At 65.0% G+C, this 20,637-nt stretch carries 21 protein-coding genes and 1 tRNA gene; 6 read left to right on the top strand and 16 right to left on the bottom strand.

Annotation, left to right across the window (positions count from 1 at the left end):
- Positions 1-92: 92 nt before the first annotated feature.
- Both typA and CWS35_RS06710 read left to right on the top strand, forming a co-directional pair.
- Entirely contained in the window at positions 93-1,916 is a 1,824-nt protein-coding gene (gene typA, locus CWS35_RS06715; RefSeq protein WP_024583167.1) for a translational GTPase TypA, read from the top strand.
- A 161-nt stretch (positions 1,917-2,077) separates the two neighbouring features.
- Positions 2,078-3,325, top strand: coding sequence for an NAD(P)/FAD-dependent oxidoreductase (locus tag CWS35_RS06710; RefSeq protein WP_100951433.1), 1,248 nt, complete (start codon positions 2,078-2,080; stop codon positions 3,323-3,325).
- Between the two features lie 12 nt (positions 3,326-3,337).
- Here the strand turns inward: CWS35_RS06710 and CWS35_RS06705 are convergent, their stop codons facing one another.
- The 4 genes from CWS35_RS06705 to CWS35_RS06690 all read right to left on the bottom strand — a co-directional run bounded on the left by CWS35_RS06705 (position 3,338) and on the right by CWS35_RS06690 (position 6,525).
- Positions 3,338-4,237 carry an HNH endonuclease gene (locus tag CWS35_RS06705; protein WP_100951431.1) on the bottom strand — a complete coding sequence of 300 codons (900 nt, stop codon included), beginning with the start codon at positions 4,235-4,237 and terminating at the stop codon, positions 3,338-3,340.
- A 70-nt stretch (positions 4,238-4,307) separates the two neighbouring features.
- The gene (locus CWS35_RS06700) at positions 4,308-4,715 is read right to left on the bottom strand and encodes a thiol-disulfide oxidoreductase DCC family protein (RefSeq protein WP_100951429.1); all 408 of its coding nucleotides are present in this window, start codon (positions 4,713-4,715) and stop codon (positions 4,308-4,310) included.
- Positions 4,712-6,040 (bottom strand): SDR family oxidoreductase, encoded by a 1,329-nt coding sequence (locus CWS35_RS06695; protein WP_100951427.1) that lies wholly within the window; start codon positions 6,038-6,040, stop codon positions 4,712-4,714. The genes CWS35_RS06700 and CWS35_RS06695 overlap by 4 nt, the downstream gene beginning before the upstream one ends.
- 17 nt (positions 6,041-6,057) lie before the next feature.
- Positions 6,058-6,525: a DUF2269 domain-containing protein gene (locus CWS35_RS06690; protein WP_100956097.1), complete on the bottom strand. Its 468-nt coding sequence runs from the start codon at positions 6,523-6,525 to the stop codon at positions 6,058-6,060.
- Between the two features lie 366 nt (positions 6,526-6,891).
- On the opposite strand from CWS35_RS06690, the gene CWS35_RS06685 reads away from it, so the two are divergent.
- A complete protein-coding gene (locus CWS35_RS06685; protein WP_024583162.1) occupies positions 6,892-7,401 on the top strand; it encodes a GNAT family N-acetyltransferase in 510 nt (169 codons plus the stop codon).
- A 164-nt stretch (positions 7,402-7,565) separates the two neighbouring features.
- Positions 7,566-8,096, top strand: coding sequence for an inorganic diphosphatase (ppa, locus tag CWS35_RS06680; protein WP_024583161.1), 531 nt, complete (start codon positions 7,566-7,568; stop codon positions 8,094-8,096).
- Positions 8,097-8,225: 129 nt separating this feature from the next.
- On the opposite strand, the gene folD is transcribed toward ppa, so the two are convergent.
- Genes folD through CWS35_RS06665 form a run of 3 tightly spaced genes read right to left on the bottom strand, consistent with a single transcriptional unit; the run spans position 8,226 to position 9,737 of the window.
- Entirely contained in the window at positions 8,226-9,110 is an 885-nt protein-coding gene (gene folD / locus CWS35_RS06675) for a bifunctional methylenetetrahydrofolate dehydrogenase/methenyltetrahydrofolate cyclohydrolase FolD (protein ID WP_024583160.1), read from the bottom strand.
- 1 nt (position 9,111) lies between these two features.
- On the bottom strand, positions 9,112-9,441 hold the full coding sequence (locus CWS35_RS06670) for a DUF167 domain-containing protein (RefSeq protein WP_029879667.1): 330 nt from the start codon (positions 9,439-9,441) through the stop codon (positions 9,112-9,114).
- Complete coding sequence (locus tag CWS35_RS06665) at positions 9,441-9,737, bottom strand: YggT family protein (RefSeq protein WP_024583158.1); 297 nt, start codon at positions 9,735-9,737, stop codon at positions 9,441-9,443. Before CWS35_RS06665 ends, CWS35_RS06670 begins: the two co-directional genes overlap by 1 nt.
- Positions 9,738-9,918: 181 nt before the next feature.
- Here CWS35_RS06665 and CWS35_RS06660 point away from each other — a divergent pair.
- Positions 9,919-9,994: transfer RNA gene (locus tag CWS35_RS06660), tRNA-Ala, on the top strand.
- A 132-nt stretch (positions 9,995-10,126) separates the two neighbouring features.
- Here CWS35_RS06660 and CWS35_RS06655 read toward each other — a convergent pair.
- From CWS35_RS06655 to CWS35_RS06625, 7 genes are all read right to left on the bottom strand, one after another.
- Positions 10,127-10,936, bottom strand: a complete 810-nt coding sequence (locus CWS35_RS06655) for an enoyl-CoA hydratase (protein ID WP_100951425.1) — start codon at positions 10,934-10,936, stop codon at positions 10,127-10,129.
- Between the two features lie 117 nt (positions 10,937-11,053).
- The gene (locus CWS35_RS06650) at positions 11,054-11,869 is read right to left on the bottom strand and encodes a glutamine amidotransferase (protein WP_100956095.1); all 816 of its coding nucleotides are present in this window, start codon (positions 11,867-11,869) and stop codon (positions 11,054-11,056) included.
- A gap of 155 nt (positions 11,870-12,024) precedes the next feature.
- Positions 12,025-12,804 carry an SDR family oxidoreductase gene (locus tag CWS35_RS06645; protein ID WP_024583155.1) on the bottom strand — a complete coding sequence of 260 codons (780 nt, stop codon included), beginning with the start codon at positions 12,802-12,804 and terminating at the stop codon, positions 12,025-12,027.
- A 228-nt stretch (positions 12,805-13,032) separates the two neighbouring features.
- A complete protein-coding gene (locus CWS35_RS06640; protein WP_100951423.1) occupies positions 13,033-13,536 on the bottom strand; it encodes a TerB family tellurite resistance protein in 504 nt (167 codons plus the stop codon).
- A gap of 153 nt (positions 13,537-13,689) precedes the next feature.
- Positions 13,690-15,099 carry an adenylate/guanylate cyclase domain-containing protein gene (locus CWS35_RS06635; protein ID WP_100951421.1) on the bottom strand — a complete coding sequence of 470 codons (1,410 nt, stop codon included), beginning with the start codon at positions 15,097-15,099 and terminating at the stop codon, positions 13,690-13,692.
- Between the two features lie 142 nt (positions 15,100-15,241).
- Positions 15,242-16,627 carry a cytochrome P450 gene (locus CWS35_RS06630; RefSeq protein ID WP_100951419.1) on the bottom strand — a complete coding sequence of 462 codons (1,386 nt, stop codon included), beginning with the start codon at positions 16,625-16,627 and terminating at the stop codon, positions 15,242-15,244.
- 84 nt (positions 16,628-16,711) lie between these two features.
- Positions 16,712-18,073: a hydrolase gene (locus CWS35_RS06625; RefSeq protein ID WP_100951417.1), complete on the bottom strand. Its 1,362-nt coding sequence runs from the start codon at positions 18,071-18,073 to the stop codon at positions 16,712-16,714.
- A gap of 152 nt (positions 18,074-18,225) precedes the next feature.
- Between CWS35_RS06625 and CWS35_RS06620 the strand changes: the two genes are divergently transcribed.
- Positions 18,226-19,905, top strand: a complete 1,680-nt coding sequence (locus CWS35_RS06620) for an MFS transporter (protein ID WP_100951415.1) — start codon at positions 18,226-18,228, stop codon at positions 19,903-19,905.
- Positions 19,906-19,908: 3 nt separating this feature from the next.
- Here the strand turns inward: CWS35_RS06620 and CWS35_RS06615 are convergent, their stop codons facing one another.
- Together CWS35_RS06615 and CWS35_RS06610 are read right to left on the bottom strand one after the other, a co-directional pair.
- The gene (locus tag CWS35_RS06615; RefSeq protein ID WP_100951413.1) at positions 19,909-20,121 is read right to left on the bottom strand and encodes a cysteine rich repeat-containing protein; all 213 of its coding nucleotides are present in this window, start codon (positions 20,119-20,121) and stop codon (positions 19,909-19,911) included.
- A 106-nt stretch (positions 20,122-20,227) separates the two neighbouring features.
- Positions 20,228-20,515 carry a hypothetical protein gene (locus CWS35_RS06610; RefSeq protein WP_245438893.1) on the bottom strand — a complete coding sequence of 96 codons (288 nt, stop codon included), beginning with the start codon at positions 20,513-20,515 and terminating at the stop codon, positions 20,228-20,230.
- Positions 20,516-20,637: the final 122 nt, after the last annotated feature.

Genomic DNA, 20,637 nt, shown 5'->3' with positions numbered 1-20,637 from the left:
CCGGGCCCCGATCGGGCCACGTGAGCGAGCGGCCGGCCAAATCGGTTCGGCGAGATCGCGCATCTGACCATTGCACGACCAGAAGAAGAGCCATGAACCTTCGCAACGTCGCCATCATCGCCCACGTCGACCACGGCAAGACCACCCTCGTCGACCGCCTGCTACAGCAATCCGGCACCTTCCGCGAAAACCAGAAGGTTGCGGAGCGCGCCATGGACTCCAACGATCTGGAGCGTGAGCGCGGCATCACCATTCTGGCGAAAGCCGCCTCGGTGCAGTGGAAAGACATCCGCATCAACATCGTCGACACCCCCGGCCACGCCGATTTCGGCGGTGAGGTCGAGCGCATCCTCAACATGGTGGACGGCGCGCTGGTGCTGGTCGACGCCGCCGAAGGCCCGTTGCCGCAGACCAAATTCGTGGTCTCCAAGGCACTCAAGGTCGGACTGAAGCCGATCGTCGTCATCAACAAGGTCGACCGTCCCGACGCACGGCCGACCGAAGTCATCAACGAGGTGTTCGACCTGTTCGCGGCGCTCGACGCCAGCGAAGAACAGCTCGACTTCCCGATCCTTTACGGGTCGGCCAAGCAGGGCTGGATGGCGGATAGCCCGGATGGACCGAAGGAAGCCGGCATGCAGCCGCTGTTCGACCTGATCGTGCGCCACGTCGCGCCGCCGCAGGTCGAGCAAGGTCCGTTCCGGATGATCGGCACCATCCTCGAGGCCAACAACTTCCTCGGCCGCATCATCACCGGCCGCATCTCCTCGGGCAGCATCAAGCCCAACCAGGCCGTCAAGGTGCTGGGCGCCGACGGCAAGCTGATCGAGCAGGGCCGCATCAGCAAGATCCTCGCGTTCCGCGGCATCGAGCGCACGCCGCTCGACGAAGCCGAAGCCGGCGACATCGTCGCGATTGCCGGCCTGACCAAGGGCACGGTCGCCGATACGTTCTGCGATCCGTCCGTCGACACCCCGTTGCAGGCGCAGCCGATCGACCCGCCGACGGTGTCGATGTCCTTTATCGTCAACAATTCGCCGCTCGCCGGCACCGAAGGCGACAAGGTGACGAGCCGCATGATCCGCGACCGTCTGCTGCGCGAGGCCGAAGGCAACGTCGCGCTGCGCGTCGTCGAAGCCGCCGACAAGGACTCGATGGAAGTGTCGGGTCGCGGCGAATTGCAGCTCGCGATCCTGATCGAGACCATGCGCCGCGAGGGTTTTGAGCTCTCGGTGTCGCGCCCGCGCGTCGTGCTGCAAAAGGACGAAGCCGGCGTTTGGCAGGAGCCGATCGAGGAGGTCGTGATCGACGTCGACGAGGAGCACTCCGGCGTCGTCGTGCAGAAGATGAGCGAGCGCAAGGCCGAGATGATCGAGATGCGCCCGTCCGGCGGCAACCGCCTGCGGCTGGTGTTCTACGCGCCGACCCGCGGCCTGATCGGCTACCAGGGCGAACTGCTCACCGACACCCGCGGCACCGCGATCATGAACCGCATCTTCCACGGCTATGCCGCCTACAAGGGCGAGATCCAGGGCCGCCGCAACGGCGTGCTGATCTCCAACGACCAGGGCGAAGCGGTCGCATACGCGATGTTCAAGCTGGAAGATCGCGGCCCGATGATGATCGAGCCGGGCTGGAAGGTCTACAAGGGCATGATCGTCGGCGAGCACACCCGCGACAATGACCTCGAGATCAACGTGCTCAAGGGCAAGCAGCTCACCAACATCCGCACCACCTCGAAGGACGAAGCGGTGCGCCTGACCCCGCCGATCCGGATGACGCTCGAAAAGGCGCTCGCCTATATCGAGGACGACGAGCTCGTCGAGGTGACGCCGAAGTCGATCCGGCTGCGCAAGAAGCATCTCGATCCGAACGACCGCAAGCGCGCCGAAAAGGCCAAGGAAGCGGTAGCGTAAGCTAATCTGCCGTGCCCCGGCGACCGGGGCACCCGGTACGCCGCGCCCCATCGGCTCAATCACAGCCGTCTCCGGAATACTGGATCGCCCGCTTTCGCGGGCGATGACAGTCATGCACGCGGCAGCTTCAGGCCCGGCGGCGGACGTGCTAGAGCCGGGACATGAGCTCATTTCCTTCCAGCATCGATGTCGCCATCATCGGCGCCGGCGCCGCCGGCCTCGGCGCCGCGCATGCGCTCAAGGGCACCGGCCTCTCGAGCATCGTTCTGGAAGCCCGCGACCGCCTCGGCGGCCGCGCGCATACGATCCAGGCCGCACCCGACGTGGTGTTCGACGTCGGTTGCGGCTGGCTACACTCAGCCGACCAGAACAGCTTTGTCGGCATTGCCAGGCAACTCGACTTCGACGTCAACAAGGACCTGCCGCCGTGGCGCGAGCGCGCCTACGGCAAGGCATTCCCGCAGGCCGACCGTGATGCGTTCATGCGGGCGATGGACGAGTTCTACGAACGCATCGCAGAGGCTGCACGCAGCGGCAAGGACGCCTCGGCCGATCGCTATCTCGAGCCCGGCAACCGCTGGAACCCGATGATCGATGCGATCTCGACCTATGTGAATGGCTGCGAGCTCGACCAGCTCTCGATCCTCGACTTCGACGCCTATGAGGACAGCAACGTCAACTGGCGGGTGCGGCGCGGCTATGGCGCGCTGGTCGCAGCATACGGCGAGCAGGTCCCCGTCGCGCTGAACTGCGAGGTCCCCCTGATCGATCATTCCGGCAAGCGCATCCGGATCGAGACCTCGCGCGGCACGCTGGAGGCAGACAAGGTGATCGTCACCGTGCCAACCAATCTGATCGCCATCGAGGCGATCCGCTTCTCGCCCGCGTTACCTGACAAGCTCGATGCCGCGCGCGGCCTGCCGCTCGGCCTCGCCGACAAGGTGACCCTGGCGCTCGCCGAACCCGAGGCGCTACCGAAGGAAGGCAATCTGCGCGGCGCCACCATGCGCACCGAGATGGGCACCTACCACATCCGTCCGTTCGGCCAGCCCTGCATCGAAGGCTTCTTCGGCGGCCGTTTTGCGCAAGCGCTCGAGGACGCCGGCGACGGCGCCATCGCCGCGCACAGCATCGACGAGATCGTCTCCTTCCTCGGCAACGACTTCCGCCGCAAGCTGAAACCGCTCAGCGAATCGCGCTGGGCCCACGACCCGTTCGCCCGCGGCTCCTACTCGCACGCCCTGCCCGGCCATGCCGGCAAGCGCGCCATGCTGGCAGCCCCGGTCGACGGCCGGCTGTTCTTCGCGGGAGAAGCCACGTCGCCACATTTCTTCTCGACCGCGCATGGCGCGCGGGATTCGGGGGAACGGGCGGCGAGGGAAGTGGTGGGTGCAATGCGCCGCAAGTAGCAGCACCAATTCTTAGCCCTTAAACACTCTGTCTCGATGAAATTTCAAATATTGGGCATTGGGATGGAATGCACCGTTGTTTGGTAGATGAATCGTTCCGCTCTGATTGAGAAGACGCACAGCATCCTCCGGAACGTGATTCTCGGCGACCAATATCTTGTAGTCGTCTCCGATCGAAATCAATCCTCGGTCAAACATCCAATGAACCGTTCCGGAAAGCGCAATTCCGTTTCGAACCGAGTCCGGCCCCTTTGACGCAACTGGCTGTATGTGCGCCGCCTGGACCTCTGGGCGTCCTCCGCCATTGATCAACCGAAGGCCGGTCATTGCACACCGGTTCGCATAGGCCGCACGGACGTTGTGCATAAATGAACGCTCTCGGAACGGTCGGGAAACAGTCATTTCTACGATCGGCCGCTCGTAGGGTGTCGTTGGCTCGGACCATCCCACGGCCGCATCTTGTTGAAGCGCCGGGCTCTCGGTCAGCACTGGCGCAAAGCCAGCCTTCAGGATGAGATCAAATTCAGTATCGGGGATAATGCGTACTGCTCGCCCGAATGCCCCTTTATTCGTTGACCCATCCGCCTTTCTTAGGGCGCTCTCGTAATAGGCTTCACCCTGTGAGAACGGTACCGGTTGATCGAAATCAAGATAATCATCGATGAGCGCGTAAAAGTGGCCTGGGAGCTGCTGATCTTCAATGACCCCCGTTACTCGCGCGACGCCGAAGTAGGACTGTCGCCCCCCAAAGCTCGAGAGATCGATGCTCGAACGTCTAGGTTCATAGTAAACGATGTGATCGCCAACCGCTTGCCTCACTTGATTGAGGTACGTTCGCGGAAAGTGATAGCGGGACTCTGGAAGATCTTTGTAGCCCGGCACTACTTTTGTTGTGAAAACTGCTTTTGCCATTCAACTTGGCGAGCTATCTGCCTATTTCAGCGAAGTGTAACCTGAACTGGCTCTGCTAGGCCAGGCTCCTCTACTCCAACACCCTCGCCCGCATATCCGCATCCAGCACGAAGCACGTCTCATACTTCCCGAAGATCCGATAGCGATTGCGGGCGACGAGGCTGTAGACGGCGTCGCGCAGCGGTTTTGGCACCGCGAACAGCGCACGGGTCCAGCGCCAGCCGGGGAGATGGCTCAGCACCGTCAGCGCCGCGTCCGATTTCATCCAGGCGATGCCGTCATGGACCACGGCGTTGGTGTCGGGATCATCGGGATCGATACCGAAGGTCCTCGCCAGCCGCGTACCGTAGTCGGACTGGATCGGCGTGAAGCGGAAGCGGCGGGCCGTGTCGCGGGCGATGACGAAGCGGACCCAGCGCGAGCAGAAGATGCAGACGCCGTCGTAGAGGATCACGTCGTCGTCGGGCCAGCTCTTCATCGATTGTCCAGCATCAGTAGCGCCACCAGCATCAGCACGATCGCCGGCCCGGTCTTCACCAACGCGCCGAGCGGCTCGATCCAGAGGTCGGGCGTCAGGATCGCCGATCCCGCCATGTAGCCGAGCGAAGCGACGATGCCCGCGATCAGGCCGAACGCAGCGGTACGGCGGATCGCGATCAGCACGCCGATGCTCATGTCCATCAGGCTGGTCACGACCGTCACCGGTCCGACCAACGCCGGCGGGAAATGATGCGCGCTCAGGATGCCGGCGGCGGCATCATAGGAGATGACCAGCGCGATGAAGCCGGAAGCAACCCAGAACAGCACGAGGCTCGCGAAGATCAGCGCCTTGATCAGGAACAGCCGCGCGAACCATTTGTCCTGGATGGTCGCGGGTCGGCTGCCGACCACTTGCGCGATCGTTGTCGGCACGATGCCGGTCGCTGCCATCCAGGCCGCGGGATCGCCGCTGACGCCGCGGCGCAGCTCGGCGATCGCATTGGAGCGCATCGGCGGCATCCAGCCGAGCCGGCTCGTGAGATCGCCGAGACGGGCGCCGAGATCGATCAGGAACGACGGCGATGCGATACGAAACTGCTTTGACGTGCCAAACGCCCAGCGAAACTGCGCGATGACGCCGCCGAGCGAGATCGGCTGCGGCTGCATCAGGTCCCATGTCACCGAGCGCACGCGCTCGTCGGCGATCTCGCGCGCCGCGAGCCAGGCGATGGTCGCGGCGATGTCCTCGACCGCGACCGGCTGGAACGGCGTCGCGGCCTCGGCGGCCGGCAACTCGACCGGCAGCGCCGCCAGCGCGCGCAGCATGGCGCTGCCGCCATAGGCCGAAGGCGCGATGACAAAGCCCGGGCGGAGGATCGCATGGGCGATCCCCGATGCCGCGATCAGCCGTTCGGCTTCGCGCTTGGTGGTGCTGAAGGCGGTGCGATCCTCATCGGCAGTACCGGGAATCGAGATGTGCACCAGACGGACGGCGCGGTGGCTGTCGCTGATCGCCTGGAGCAGCCGCGCGACGAAGTCGCGATGCACCGCGCCCGTGTCGCTGCCCGGGCCATCCTGCAGCACGCCAAGGCAGTTGACGACGACATCGATCTCATGCGTGCGCAGAAGCTGCGTCAGATCGGCGGCAGCCATCGCCATCAGTGGCAGTTCGAGATCGGCCGGGCTGATCTTCTGGGCCGGCGCGAAATGCCGCGCGATCCCGATCACGTGAAAGCCGCGCGCCCTCAGATCGTCGGTGAGGTAACGGCCGATCAGGCCCGACGCGCCGAGCACGAGGATGTTGTGTGATGCTTTGTCACTCATGGGTACCGGATCATGCTTCAAAAGGGCTTCGCGATCATCAGCCACAGGATGATCATCACCGAGCCGAAGCCGGGAATCCCGAACAGGAACCAGCGACGAAACAGCGCATGGTAGCGCGGCGGCAGCGGAAGGCCTTTGTCGACGGCCGCCTGCGCGAGGCCGCGCATCTCCATCTGCATGAAGATGACGGGAACCCAGAAGGCGCCGGCCAGCGCGTAGAGCGCCAGCGACACCAGCAGCCAGCGTTCGGTCAGGCCTGTTGCCGACAGCATCATCAGCAGCCCGCCGCTGACCGGTTGCAGCAATACGGCGCTGAGCGTGAAGATCATGTCCGCGATCACGACGGTCGCCGCGGTGCGCGCGATGAACGCGGCATCGCCTGTGCGATGCGCCGCCAGCATGAAGAAGGCGATGCCGGTCCCGGTGCCGAGGATCACGATGGCGCCGAGCACATGCAGGTATTTGATCAGGAAGTAGAGCGTCATCGCGATCCGCTCGTCATCAGGCCAGCTTCGGCGCGCACCAGTACCGCCATAGATGGGGTGCGCGCGAAAATCCACCGCGGTCGTACAGACATGACGAAATCGAAGCAGCGCCGCCGGAGCCGGATTGGCGGGCGAAATTCCGCCGGCGAATCAGACGCGGAGGGCATTTTTCGAGCGGTGGCCTTGTCACAGAGCGCACGCGATCCACGCTGTACACAGCACCGGATCGGCGGCCAGCCGCTTGAGCCGGGCCAGTGTCCTCTTTCGGTACAAGTTTTCATGGCACTGATGCAAAAAATCCACAGGTTAACCGATAATTAACGATGGACCTTGAAGGCGGCCCTCTGACTTGCTTTGATTACATGCATGAGCACAACGCTAATCGAGGTCCGGCCGGCCAAAGCTGCAGACGCAGCCTCGGTGGCGTCTACCCATGACGAAGCCTGGCGCTCGGCGTACCAGGGCATCATTCCCGGCGCCGAACTCGAAAAGCTGATCAACCGCCGCGGCCCGCAGTGGTGGGACAGCGCGATCCGCAAGGGCAGCCGCGTCAGCGTGCTGGTGTTCGGCGACAGGATCGCGGGCTACGCCAATTACGGCCGCAACCGCGCCCGCAGCCTGCACTTCGAAGGCGAGATCTACGAGCTGTATTTGCGCCCGGAATTCCAGGGCCTCGGCTTCGGCCGGCGGCTGTTCGCCGCGGCCCGCCGCGACCTGATGCAGAGTGGCCTCAAGACCATGGTGATCTGGGCGCTGTCGGACAACGAGCCGGCGACCGAGTTCTACCGCGCGCTGGGCGGCCGGATGGTGGCACGCTCCTCGGAGCGGTTCGGGCCGAAGTCGCTCGACAAGGTCGCTTTCGCCTGGGCCAACTGAAAATCCTGCTTCTCTCGCAGCTGCAGCAAGGCTAAACCAGCCTTAGCGCTGCGCGCGGGGGCATGCCCGGTCTCAAGGCCGGGCTTCATGCCGTTTCGCGTCCGCTGGCGCCAAAACCAAAATCACATCGCTTTCAACTTCCAAAAGACCACGCGGAGCAATCCATGCGTATCGACGCCATATCGATCGGAAAGAACCCGCCCCACGACGTCAACGTCATCATCGAGGTTGCCGTCGGCGGCGAGCCCATCAAGTACGAGATGGACAAGGAAGCCGGCACGCTCGTGGTGGACCGCTTCCTCTACACGCCGATGCGCTATCCCGGCAATTACGGCTTCATTCCGCACACGCTGTCGGGCGACGGCGATCCCTGCGACGTGCTGATCGTCAACACCCGCGCGATCGTGCCGGGCGCCGTGATGAGCGTGCGCGTGGTCGGCGTGCTGCTGATGGAAGACGAGGCTGGCGGCGACGAGAAGATCATCGCGGTGCCGTCATCGAAGCTGACCCAGCGCTACGACAAGGTGCACAATTACAGCGACCTGCCGGACATCACGCTGCAACAGATTCAGCACTTCTTCGAGCACTACAAGGATCTCGAGAAGGGCAAATGGGTGAAGGTGCTGCGCTGGGGCGACGCCGAAGAAGCCCGCAAGCTGATCCTCGAAGGCATCGAGCGCGCGAAGAAGAAGTGAGGACCAAGGTCCTGTTACCTGCTCCGTCATTGCGAGGAGCGTAGCGACGAAGCAATCCATGCTTCCACAGGCGGAGATATGGATTGCTTCGCTCCGCTCGCAATGACGGCGGACGTACTTCCCGCTATCTCACACCGCAGGCGCGGGCAGGCCGGCAATCGCGCAGGCGGCGCGCAGCGTATTCACCAGCAGGCACGCCACCGTCATCTGGCCGACGCCGCCCGGCACCGGCGTGATCGCACCGGCGACATCGAGCGCTTCCTGGAATGCGACGTCACCGACCAGCTTCGGCTTGCCGCCGGGCACCGGAATGCGGTTGATGCCGACATCGATCACCGTCGCGCCGGGCTTCAGCCAGTCGCCACGCACCATTTCGGGCCGGCCGACCGCGGCATAGACCAGATCGGCCTGGGCGCAGAGCTTTGGCAGATCGCGCGAGCGCGAATGCGCGATCGTCACCGTCGCGTTCTCGTTCAGAAGCAATTGCACCAGCGGACGGCCAACCAGGTTGGAACGGCCGATCACGATCGCGTTCATGCCCTCGAGCGAGGCATGCACGCTCTTGGTCAGGATGATGCAGCCGAGCGGCGTGCAGGGCGACAGCGCCGCCTGGCCGCCGGCGAGCCGGCCGGCATTGTTCGGATGCAGGCCATCGACGTCCTTGGCCGGGTCGATCGCGTTGATGATGGTCTCGGTGTGCAGCGATTTCGGCAGCGGCAATTGCACCAGGATGCCATGCACCAGCGGATCGCGGTTGAGCCGCGCGATCAGCGCCAGCAGATCTGCCTGCGACACGTCTTCTGGCAGCTTGTGCTCGAACGAGGCCATGCCGGCGGCCTGGGTCTGGGTGTGCTTGCTGCGGACATAGACCTCGCTCGCGGGATCATGGCCGACCAGCACGACGGCGAGGCCCGGCGTCAGCTGGTGGTCGCGCTTGACCCGAGCGACCTCGGCGGCGACGCGGGCGCGAAGCTCGGCAGCGATGGCTTTTCCGTCGATGATGCGGGCAGTCATGTCAGTCCTTTGTGTCTCGGTTCGGCCCGGTCAATTTCCTCAAGGCATCGCCAAGCTGCCGCGGATCGCCATCGACCGCCACCTGCTTCAGCCGTGAGGTCGCACCCGACAGCAACTTCACCCTGGCTTTGGGCACGCCGAGCGCCTTGGCCAATAACTCGGTCACCGCCCGGTTAGCCTCGCCGCCCTCGGCAATGGCACGGACCCGGACCTTCACCACGGAACGGCCATTGGCCAGCGTCTCGATCCCGTCGATGTCGTCGCGGCCGCCGCGCGGCGTCACGCGCAAGGCAATGCTGATGCCCTGGGTCGAATAGCGCCAAGGATCCATCAGTATCCGATGACGAGCGGCATTACATTATAGACGATGAGTTTTTGGATCAGATAGATGATGAGGATCAGGATGATGGGCGAAATATCGAGCCCACCGAGGTTCGGCAACACGTTCCGGATCGGCCGCAGCAGCGGCTCTGTCACGCGATAGAGAAACTCGGCGACCGCCGCCACGAATTGATTGCGCGTATTCACGACGTTGAACGCGATCAGCCAGGACAGGATGGCCGATCCGATCAGGATATAGACGTACAAGTCCAGTATGAGCAGGATGATTTCGAGGACGGCGCGCATGTGGTGGGGGCTCGCAGGTAGGATACCCTGCTAGATATCGGTTCATCCCCCTGCAAACAAGGGAAGTTCCCGGCAGGGCGGGTTGAAAACAGCCGTTTCGCCGTTCTTGACTTGGCCTTGGGCGGCACTGTAAATGGCGCCCTGCTGTCGGCCGGGACACTCAGCACTACCCGGCCGCGATGGGGCCATAGCTCAGCTGGGAGAGCGCGTCGTTCGCAATGACGAGGTCGGCGGTTCGATCCCGCCTGGCTCCACCAGCCTTCGCTCGCTTCGCGAGCTTCGGCTCGGCAAGCCCGGACAGCCCATCGTAGCGGAGCAAGCGAAGGCTGTCGCGGCGTAGCCCGGAGGGCGAAGCCGGGCTGGTTCGGCAGACTCCGCCCCAATCCCCCTCACGTCCCCGTAAACCGTGGCGGACGCTTCTCCACGAAGCTCGCGACGCCTTCCCTGAAATCATTGCCCTTGAGCGCGATCTGCATCTCGCGGTTGGCGTCGATGGTGGCTTCAGCCAGCGTCTGGAACGGCACGTCGTAGACCTGGCGCTTGATCACCGCGATCGCGCTCGGCGAGACGAAGTCGGCAAGGTCACGGGCATAGGCATAGGTTTCCTCGCGCAATTTGTCGGGCGCGCAGAGCCGGTTGACGAGGCCGATGCGCAGCGCCTCCGCCGCCGACACGCGCCGCGCCGACATCAACAGATCGAGCGCGTTGGCATGGCCGACGATACGCGGCAGCATCCAGCTGATGCCATGCTCGGCGATCAGGCCGCGGCGCGCGAAGGCCGTGGTGAACACCGCGCTATCGGCGGCGAAGCGCAAATCGCAATACAGCGCGTGGACCAGACCGATGCCGGCGGTGGCACCGTTGAGCATCGCGATCACGGGCTTCTTGATCGCGGGGTAATAGGCGTAGCGCGTCTGCCAATCGGCGCGGCGGTTCATGTCGAACGCGACGCCCTCGCCGCGCCTGACCTCGTTGGGATCGATCCCCTTCAGCGCTTCCATGTCGGCTCCGGCGCAGAAGCCGCGGCCCGCGCCGGTCAAGATGATGACGCGAACATTGTCGTCGTTGGATGCGGCATCCATCGCGTGGCGTACGTCGCGCTCCATGATCGCCGTCCACGCATTCATGCGGTCGGGCCGATTGAGCGTGATGGTCGCGATCCTGTCGCTGACCTCATAGAGAATGTGTTCGTAGCGCACGGCGATCTCCCTTTGCGTTGTTCTTATTTGGTGCGCGCGACGATGCGGGCCGCGTGCCGCCGCCGACAGTAGCACATCCCTGCAAATGAAAAGGCGGCGTGAAATTCCGCGTGGCGGCTATTCGGCGGCTTGCAGCATCACCGCACGCGGCACGCGGGTGATCCAGCCATCGACGAAATGCTTCAGCCACGCACGCTCGGCGGCATCGTGCACGGCGCGCTCGGCGAAATGCAGATGACCCGGTTGGGCGCCCGGCGAATCCATGCGCGCGCAACCGCGCGTGGTCCAGCGATGCATCATCGCGTAGGTCACGTCGGGATGGAATTGCAGGCCGAAGGCGTTGCCGAACCGGAACGCCTGCACCGGGAAATCGTCGCCTGTCGCGAGCAGGTCGGCGCCGTCGGGCAGTTGAAAGCCTTCGCCATGCCAATGATAGACCCGCGCCGGCCAGTCCGGGCAGAGCGCGCGGCCCGCCTCGGTCGGCCTGACCGGGTAATAACCGACCTCGACGCGACCCTGCGGATGCGGCGCGACCCGCGCGCCGAGTTGCCGTGCCAGCATCTGCGCGCCGAGGCAGATGCCCAGGAACGGACGCTGCTCGCGCAGCGGGACCGCGATCCAGTCGATCTCACGCCGCACGTAATCATCGGGATCGTTGGCGCTCATCGGGCCGCCGAAGATCACCGCGCCGGCATGCGCGTCGAGTGTTTCCGGCAGCGCGTCGCCAAAGCGCGGGCGGCGGATGTCGAGAGGGTAGCCCAGCGCCCGCAGCGCGTTGCCGATCCGCCCCGGGGTCGATGTCTCCTGATGCAGCACGATCAGGACTGGCCGCAGCGCGGGCTGATCCGAGATCTGCTCCACCGGCGTGATCGCGGCCGGCCTTCGGCCTGCGAAGGGCACCACGACACGGGGATGGTCAGACCGGAACGACATTGCCTCTGCTTGAATCTTCGGCACGTAAGGCACGATCATAGCTAAGTGGTCGTTAACATCGTGTGAGTTCGCGCACACCCAGGCAAAGCAAATCGCGGGCCAGAAACAGCCTTAACGGCGCTCGACGGAGGCTTTTCCGGTGAAGCGAGCTGTGGCTAGCGCTTGCGGAGCTGGAAGCCGCCGACCGCCATCAGGACGAAGGAGCGCGGGAACAACCGGAGCAGGAATGGCACCAGCTTGATGAAGGCGCCGGGCAGCACGGCGCGCTTGTTGGCCATCAGGCCGCGATAGGCCTGACGGGCAACCTCGGCAGGCGTGACATTCAGGAGAGCGGAATCGAATCCGGGGGTGAAGCCAGCGCGATCCTGGAACTCGGACGGCACCGGTCCCGGGCAAACCACGGTGACGCGCACGCCCTGCGGCGCCAGCTCACAGCGCAATGCTTCCGAGAACGAGAGCACATAGGCCTTGCTGGCGTAGTACACGGCCATGCCGGGTCCCGGCAGGAACGCGGCGATCGAGCCGAGATTGAGGATACCGCCGCGGTTGCGGATCAACTGATCGGCGAAGCGCAGCGTCAGGTCGGTCAGCGCGCGGATGTTGACATTGATCATGTCGAGCTGGTCGGCGCGATCGCGTGTCACCGCGAGGCCGAACAGGCCGAAACCGGCATTGTTCACCAGGTATTCGACCTCGACCCCGGCCTCGGTCAGGGCCTGTGCGATCCGGTCGCCGGCGTCGGTCTGCTGGAGGTCGCAGGGAATGACGATCGGCGCCGCGGAGCCCTTGGCCCCGAGCTCGGCGGCAAGCGCCTGCAAACGCTCGGCACGCCGCGCCACCAGCGCCACACGATGGCCGTTCGATGCAAACACGCGCGCCAGTTCGGTGCCTATGCCCGCCGATGCCCCGGTTATCAGCGTCACACGCTCGGTCACGACTTCAAACTCTTACTGCAAATTCCGGTGAGGTCCTCAACAAGGCGACGAGAGCATAGGCACGCGGTGGGACGCAAGCCGTGTATGGGCTTGTCGACAATGATGCGGCGCCGAATAGGCAATGAAACGCCAGATTTTAAGCCGGGATCGCCTGCCATCGCGGCGGATCGCGATCGACATTAAAATTTCGTCATTTGTGATGTCGGCGCGCTTGCGCACACAACCGTGTCAGATTGCCGCGTCTGCGGTGCCCCAGGGGCCCTTCGGCAACGCGGCCTGCTTCTCGGCGACCCGATGCTTGAGGTCGATGCGGTCGCGCGAGGAAATGCCGAGCAGATCGGCGGCGCGCCAGACCACATTGTCCTCGAACTCGCTGACCTGGCCGTCGGCATAGACCAGCTCCCACATCATCTCGACGATGCGCAGCCGGCCTTCCTCATTCACCGAGCGCATGATCACGCTGGTAAAGTGATAGAGATCCACAGCCTCGCCCTCGACCCGCATCGCCGAGGCGATCAGCTTGTCGGCCGTGCCGGGATCGAGCTGAAAGCGGCTCTCGATCAGGCTGTGCAGCTTGCGCTTCTCGGCGACCGTCGGTTCACCGTCCAGCGAGACGACATGCACCAACAGCGCGCTCGCCGCCAGACGATAGTCGCCATCGTCGAAAGCGCGGTCGGCCTGTGCATCGGGGGACACGATATCGGCAATGAATTGGCGGAGTCCGTCGAGCATTGCTCTCTCTGTGGAATGAAGCCTGGAAGCCTTTTGGCGTAATCTGGCACGCCGTGCTGAAATCTATATGGCGTGGAAACAGAACCCGCGCAATCCGTGCGGGTTCCGGCTGCGGCATTACGTTTCGGCAAGCATTACGGTTTCGCAATATGGTTACGGTATCTCGTACACCACGAGCTTGTCGGCGATGCCGCGCAGCGCGGCTTCCTTCTGGATCGGCTTGATCGCCGCGCGATCGAGAATACCCGCGACCTCGGCCGATTCCATCACCGGCTGGGTCAGGTGGATTTCCTGCGACGTCGACAGGCTCTGTACCCTTGCTGCGATATTCACGGTCTGGCCGAAATAATCCTGCCGCTCGTTCAGCGTCACCGCGAGGCACGGCCCCTCGTGGATGCCGATCTTGACGATCAAGTCCTCCTTGCCGCGCTCGGCATTGAGCTCTTTCATCGCGGCGCGCATCCTTAAGCCCGCCGACAACGCATGCTCGGGTCGGATGAAGGTCGCCATCACCGCATCGCCGATCGTCTTCACGACAGCGCCGCGCTCGGAGGCGATGATCTCGAGCAGCGCGTGGAAATGCGCGCGCACCAGATCGAACGCGGCGAGATCGCCGACCCGCTCATAGAGCGCGGTCGAGCCCTTCAGGTCGGTGAACAGGAAGGTCAGCGCGGTGATCTTCAGCCGCTGGTCGACGGTGAGGTTGTCGGCCTTGAACACGTCGCGGAAGGTCTGGTTCGACAGCATCCGCTTCGCGGTGAGGATCGGCTTGCGCTTCCCGAGCAATTTGTGCAGCGGATCGCCCGCGACCCACACCGACGGCAGCACGCGAACATCGGCGTGATTCTCCAGCGCCAGCCGCAGCGGCCCGGGCCGCATCGTCGAGGTGCCGGTCGGGGCATGCGACTTGTTGAATGCGATCGAGAACTGCTGGCGTTCTGTGGTGGGCTCGCCCTCGATGGCGAAGAAGTGCGCCGAATGCGTCACCGGCTCGAACACGATGACGAATTGATTGGGCAGGTTGAGCGACAGGATCGCCTTTTCGCCAGGCGGCAACTCGAGCCCCTCCAGCGTCACCTCGTTGATCAGGGTCGACAGCGAGCTCTCGTCGAACTCGATTCCCGAGCTCCAGAACATCTGCCGGAAATATTCCCAGATCGGCAGCGTGTTGGGATCGTGCGCGGCGATGTGACGGACCCGCGGGCTGACCGTGAAGGCCACCTCGACCAGCTCGTCGACGGAAGCCTCGTAGCCGGCCGCGCATAGCGCGCAATTGTAGTCGTCGTGACGCAGCGACTTCAGCGTGGTGTGGGCATCGAGCACGCCGCCACACCCGGGACACAGCACGTTCCAGCTCATGTCGAACAGACCGAGCCGGGAAGCATGCAGGAAGCCTGCGATCACCTTCTCCTGATCGAGCCCGGTTCGATCGGAGAAATCCAGCGCGTTGATGCGATTGAGCTCGCGATCATGGCCATCGACGATCAACTGTTGCATCGCATCGACGACGGCCGGATCGGTCGTCTGCCTGAGAACTGCGAACTGGGCCTGCGTATCGCTCATGGTGAGCACCTAAAGCATGATCCGGAAAAGTGCGAAGCGGTTTTCCGAAAAGATCATGCGCAAACAAGAGGCCAAAGCGAGATGATGATTCAACCTCATCTCATCCCGCTTTAGATGAGCATTTGGAAGCGGCCGCACAAGGTCAGCGCGGCTTGATCGTAAACACCGGAGAGCGGTTCGGCTGCGTCGTCACCACACCGATCGGGATCACCGGATCCTTGTCGGCGAGCGCGACGCGGAACGCGCCGATGATCTTGGCAAGCGCGAGCGTCGCCTCGACCAGCGCGAAATGCGCGCCGATGCAGACCCGTGCGCCGACGCCGAACGGCAAATAGGCGAAACGATCCGGCGGCGTTCCGGTCATGAACCGCTGCGGCACGAACGCATTCGGATCGCGCCACAACTTTTCATGCCGGTGCAACAGCCACGGCGCGATCAGAACCACGTCATGCTTGCTGACCGAACGGCCCGCGATCGTATCGGGGCCGCCGGCCGCACGCGCGATCAGGAACGCCGGCGGATAGAGCCGCATGGTTTCGTCGATCACCGCGCGGGTGAATTTCAGCCGCTCGACGTCGAGCGCGCCCGATGTCGCCACGCTCCTGGCTTCTGCCGCCAATTGCTCCTGGGTCTCGGGATCGAGCGCAAGCAGATAGAGCGCCCAGAACAGCGCGGTCGCGGTGGTCTCGTGGCCGGCCAGGATCATGGTCGCGACCTGGTCGCCGAGTTGAGCGTCGGTGAAGGCGTCACCGGTCTCGGGATCGCGCGCGGAGCCCATCAGGTCGAACAGGTCGCGGGCCGGCGCATTGTCATCCTTGCCGGCGGCGCGGCGTTCGGCCATCAGCTCGCCGACGAACGCGGTCCAGCGTTTGCGGAAGCGGGCGCGGCGGAAATCCTGCGGGGTCGGCCAGCTCAACGGCAGCAGCAGGTCGAGCATATGCGGGCGCGCCAGCGTGTCGCCATACTCCATCACGAAGTCGCGCAGCGCGGCGCCGTGACGATCCATCCCGAACGAGAACATGGTGCGGCCGGCGATCTCCAGCGTCATGCGCTGCATCACCTCGCGCAGATCGACCGGACCGCCGCTTGCACCTTTCAACTTGGCGATGGTCTCGTCGACCGCCGCGATCATGTAGGGCTCGAGCGTCGTCACCGCGCGCGGCGTGAACGCCGGCGCCAGCGTACGGCGCTGATGCTTCCACGCGCGACCTTCGGCGATCAGCAGCCCCTCGCCCAGCATCGGGCGCAGCACGCGCAGCCCGACCGGCGTGCGGTGGTAGTTCTCGTAATTGTCGACCAGCACATGGCGGATCGCATCCGGCGTGTTGAGGATGAAGCTCGAGCGGCCGAAGAAGCGGCCCTGCACGATGTCGTCCTGATAGGCGCGCTGGCCCCAGGTCTCGATCGGCGAGTTGCGCATCACGCGCATCCGCTCGAATGCGCCCATGTCGTCGGACGCGCGCGGTGGCGCCGGCGGGACCAGGGGGCGCCGCGTGACCGTGATATCGTAGACTTCGGCTATGCTCATGGTCCTCGCTTCCTGCCTCACGCATCGGCCGATCCGGCCTTGCGATCCCGGCGCCATGAAGGCGCGCGGACCGTTTCACAAGACCTAGTAAGTCAGCTCGGCAACCGCAATCCGGTTTTCCGACGCCGGCCAGGCCCGCATCACAATGCGCTCGGCGTTGAAGATCGCGGCGACCGGACGGCCGATCTCGGCCGCGGCCAGCCGCAGTGTCGTCACCGCATCGGTCGGCACCCCGGATTTGACGTCGGCCGGCTCCTTGCCGTCGAACAGCACGATGTCGCGCGGCAATCCGAAATAGCCACGCGGCCGCGACATCAGCACGATGGCGCCCGCGCCGGCATCGGCGGGCGTGAGCGGCCGCGCCGCGCGCAGATGCACGATCTCGGAGGAGCGCGGAAACGGCGAGCGATAGATGTGCGTCGTCACCGCATCGGGCGACGTCAGCACGAATTCGAGCGGCCAGGACGGATCGACCTGCGCCGGACCCCAGCGGCCGTCGGCGCCGGTCTGCGAGCTGTGCAGCGGGCCGCCGATCCGCTCGCCGGTCTCCGCCGCCACGTGATAGATGTCGACCGTGGCGCCCGGCACCGGCCGGTTGGTCGGCACGCCGCCGGGCGTGCCGGTGACGAGGCCGCTCAACCTCACCGACTGCTCCGGCGCGATCTCGATCCGCGACGGCTCGTGGCTAGCGATGAATTTGTAGATCTCGCGAAAGGCGCGCGGATGATACGCGGTCTCGCGATGATCGACCGCGCCGAGCACCAGATTGGTCGCGCCCTTCAGCGCCGGACCTTCCGTCGTGACGTTGGTCGGGGTACCCGGCTTGCCGATGAAGCGTCCGTCGGCCTGCGCATATTTATCGAGGCCGTCGCTGCGCAATGTCAGGAACGCGGTGCCGACAGTCACCTCGCTGTCACCGTCGTTCAGCCCGCGCAGGAACGGGCCGCGGCCGTTGAACTCGTTGCCGAGGCCGTCGTCCGACGCGTAGACGCCGTGATTGGGCGTGCCGCACAGCACCGCGTGGCTGATCTCGCCGCCGCCACCATTCTTGATGAAATTGCGGATCGCGTTGCCGCCGCGGGAATTGCCGACCAGCGCGATCCGCGCGGCGCCGCTGCTCTGCTTCAGCTCCCTGACCGCCTCGGCGAGCGCGCGGCGCTGATCCTCGGTCGAGGAACGCCCCGCCTGCTCGACCCTGTCATCGGCGCGCGCCAGCGGATCGGTGAAATTGATCGCGGCCATCCGCTCGCGCGGCACGCCATTGGATTCCATCCGCCACAGCGTCGTCAGCCAGAGCGCGGCATGATCGCCATTGCCGTGCACGAACAGGATCGGCGGGATGTCGGCAGTGGACGCTGACTGGGCCAGCGCCGGGACCGTAAGCCGGCCAGCCAGCAGGGACAGCGCGCCGGCCCCTTGCAAAAACCCCCGCCGCGACAGCGCCATTGGTCCCCTTCCCCAAGCCTTTCAGGGCTTTAGCTGTGTCCTACAGCCGCCAAGCATAGCGTAATCGCTGGACAGCGCACGCGTTTGCCGGGCATCAGTTGATGCAGCCGGAATCATTTCAACAAGCCATAGCAGGCCAACCGGAACCGGATATGACCGAACCGCGCGACCGCGCCGACAGTATCACTGCACCGTTACGGCATTCAATCTTCAGGCGAATCTGGCTCGCCAGCCTGCTTTCCAATCTCGGTATCCTGATCCAGGGCGTCGGCGCCGCCTGGGCGATGACCCAGATGACCGCCGAAGCCGACAAGGTCGCGCTGGTGCAGACCGCGCTGATGCTGCCGGTGATGCTGATCTCGATGCCGGCAGGCGCCATCGCCGACATGCATGACCGCCGCATCGTGGCGCTGGTCTCGCTGATGATCGCGCTGTCCGGCGCCACCACGCTCACGGTGCTGGCCTGGCTCAATCTGGTGACGCCGAACATCCTGCTCGCGCTGTGCTTCGTGGTCGGCAGCGGCATGGCGCTGTTCGGGCCGGCCTGGCAATCCTCGGTCAGCGAGCAGGTGCCGTCGGAAACGCTGCCCGCGGCGGTCGCGCTGAACGGCATCAGCTACAACATCGCGCGCAGCTTCGGTCCCGCGATCGGCGGCATCGTGGTGGCGTCCGCCGGCGCCGTAGCGGCCTTCGCCGCCAATGCGGTGCTGTATTTGCCGCTGCTGGTCGTGCTGTTCCTGTGGAATCGCGTCAGCGAGCCGTCGCGGCTGCCGCGCGAGCGGCTCAACCGCGCCATCGTCTCCGGCGTGCGCTACATCACCAATTCGCCATCGATCAGGATCGTGCTGACCCGTACCATGGTGACCGGCATCATCGGCGGCTCGGTCTCGGCGCTGATGCCGCTGGTGGCGCGCGACTTGCTGCATGGCGGCGCGCAGACCTACGGCATCATGCTCGGCGCCTTCGGCATGGGCGCCGTGATCGGCGCGCTCAACATCAGCGCGATCCGCAGCCGGCTCAGCGGCGAAGCCGCGATCCGCGCCTGCGCATTGACGATGGGCGCGGCGATCGCGGCGGTGGCCGCCAGCAAGCAGCCGGTGATCACCGCCGCCGCATTGGTGGTTGCGGGCGCGGTGTGGATGCTGGCCATTGCGCTGTTCAATATCGGCGTGCAGCTATCGGCGCCGCGCTGGGTCGCCGGCCGCTCGCTGGCGGCCTTTCAGGCCTCGATCGCCGGCGGCATTGCGATCGGAAGCTGGTGCTGGGGCCGCATCACGGATGTGGGCGGCGTCGAGATGGCGCTGCTGATCTCCGCCGGCCTGATGCTGCTGTCGCCGGTGCTCGGCATCTGGCTCAGGATGCCGCCGATCGGCGCGCGCAACGAGGACGCGACCGATGTGCTCGCCGATCCCCAGGTGCAGCTGCAACTGACCGGGCGCAGCGGACCGCTGGTGGTCGAGATCGAGTACCGGGTGGCGCAAGACAATGCCCGCGCCTTCCACAATGTGATGCAGGATGTGCAGCTCAGCCGGCAGCGCAACGGCGCCTATGGCTGGTCGATCGCGCGCGACATCGCCGACCCCGAACTCTGGACCGAGCGCTATCATTGCCCGACCTGGCTGGATTTCCTGCGCCAGCGCAACCGCGCCACCCAGATCGAACGCGAGCTGCATCAGAAGGCGGCCGACTTCCACATCGGCGCCGAGCCGATCCGGGTGCGCCGGATGCTGGAGCGGCCGTTCGGCTCGGTGCGCTGGAAGGACGAGACCCCCGACCGCGCCGCCAAGGAGGTGATCCCGGTGGTCGCGACCGCGGCGGGGAGCAGTACCTAGGAGCTACTGCCCGTTGTCCGTCAGCGTCTGCTGGCACGCCTTGCTGAGCCGGCTGCGATGCTCCTTGAGGCAGGCGAGCACGACCTGATCGCCCTCGCTGAGATGGGCGCGGCAGAATCGCGAGGCGTCGCGCGAGCAGGCGTCACGCCCCTGCTGTGCCGAGACGGCCGACGTCAGCAAAACCAGCGAAACCACGGCGAACAGAAATCGGGTCATCTCTCAAAGCCTCTAAGGAACGCAACGCCGGTTCTATAGCGTTTCGTTACCGCAAAGAAGCCCTGCGGCTTCGCCGCCGGCGGCGAAGCCCATTGGTGCACTGCAATCACTCGGCGGCGGCCCGGCGCTGGGCCGCGAGATCGCGATCCAGCACGACGCGGCAGCCGCTGGTCAGCTGGGAGCGGTTCTTGACCATGCACGCCGTGATCTTCGGGATGTTCGGAATCTCGGAGCTGCACAGGCGGAAGGCGTCACCGGTGCACATCTGCTGCGCCTCGGCGCTGAACGCGTAGCTCGCGCTCGAGGTCAGCGACGCGATGCTCGCCGCAACCGCCAGCGCGACGGCGCCCCTGCAAATGCCCCGAAGAACCCGGCCTTTGAAAATGGTGGTCATGATCGGCTCCCATCGGCGCCACCGATCGCGGCGCCCGTTGTTTGATGTCCGATCCTGCTTCAGCGCGCGCCCGATGACTGTGATGGTCATCACGCATCGGCAAAGCGCGCTTTTTCTTGCGG

Source organism: Bradyrhizobium sp. SK17, assembly GCF_002831585.1.
In the GTDB taxonomy this organism is placed as follows: Bacteria; Pseudomonadota; Alphaproteobacteria; order Rhizobiales; family Xanthobacteraceae; genus Bradyrhizobium.
This window is presented reverse-complemented; position numbering and strand designations above follow the sequence as displayed.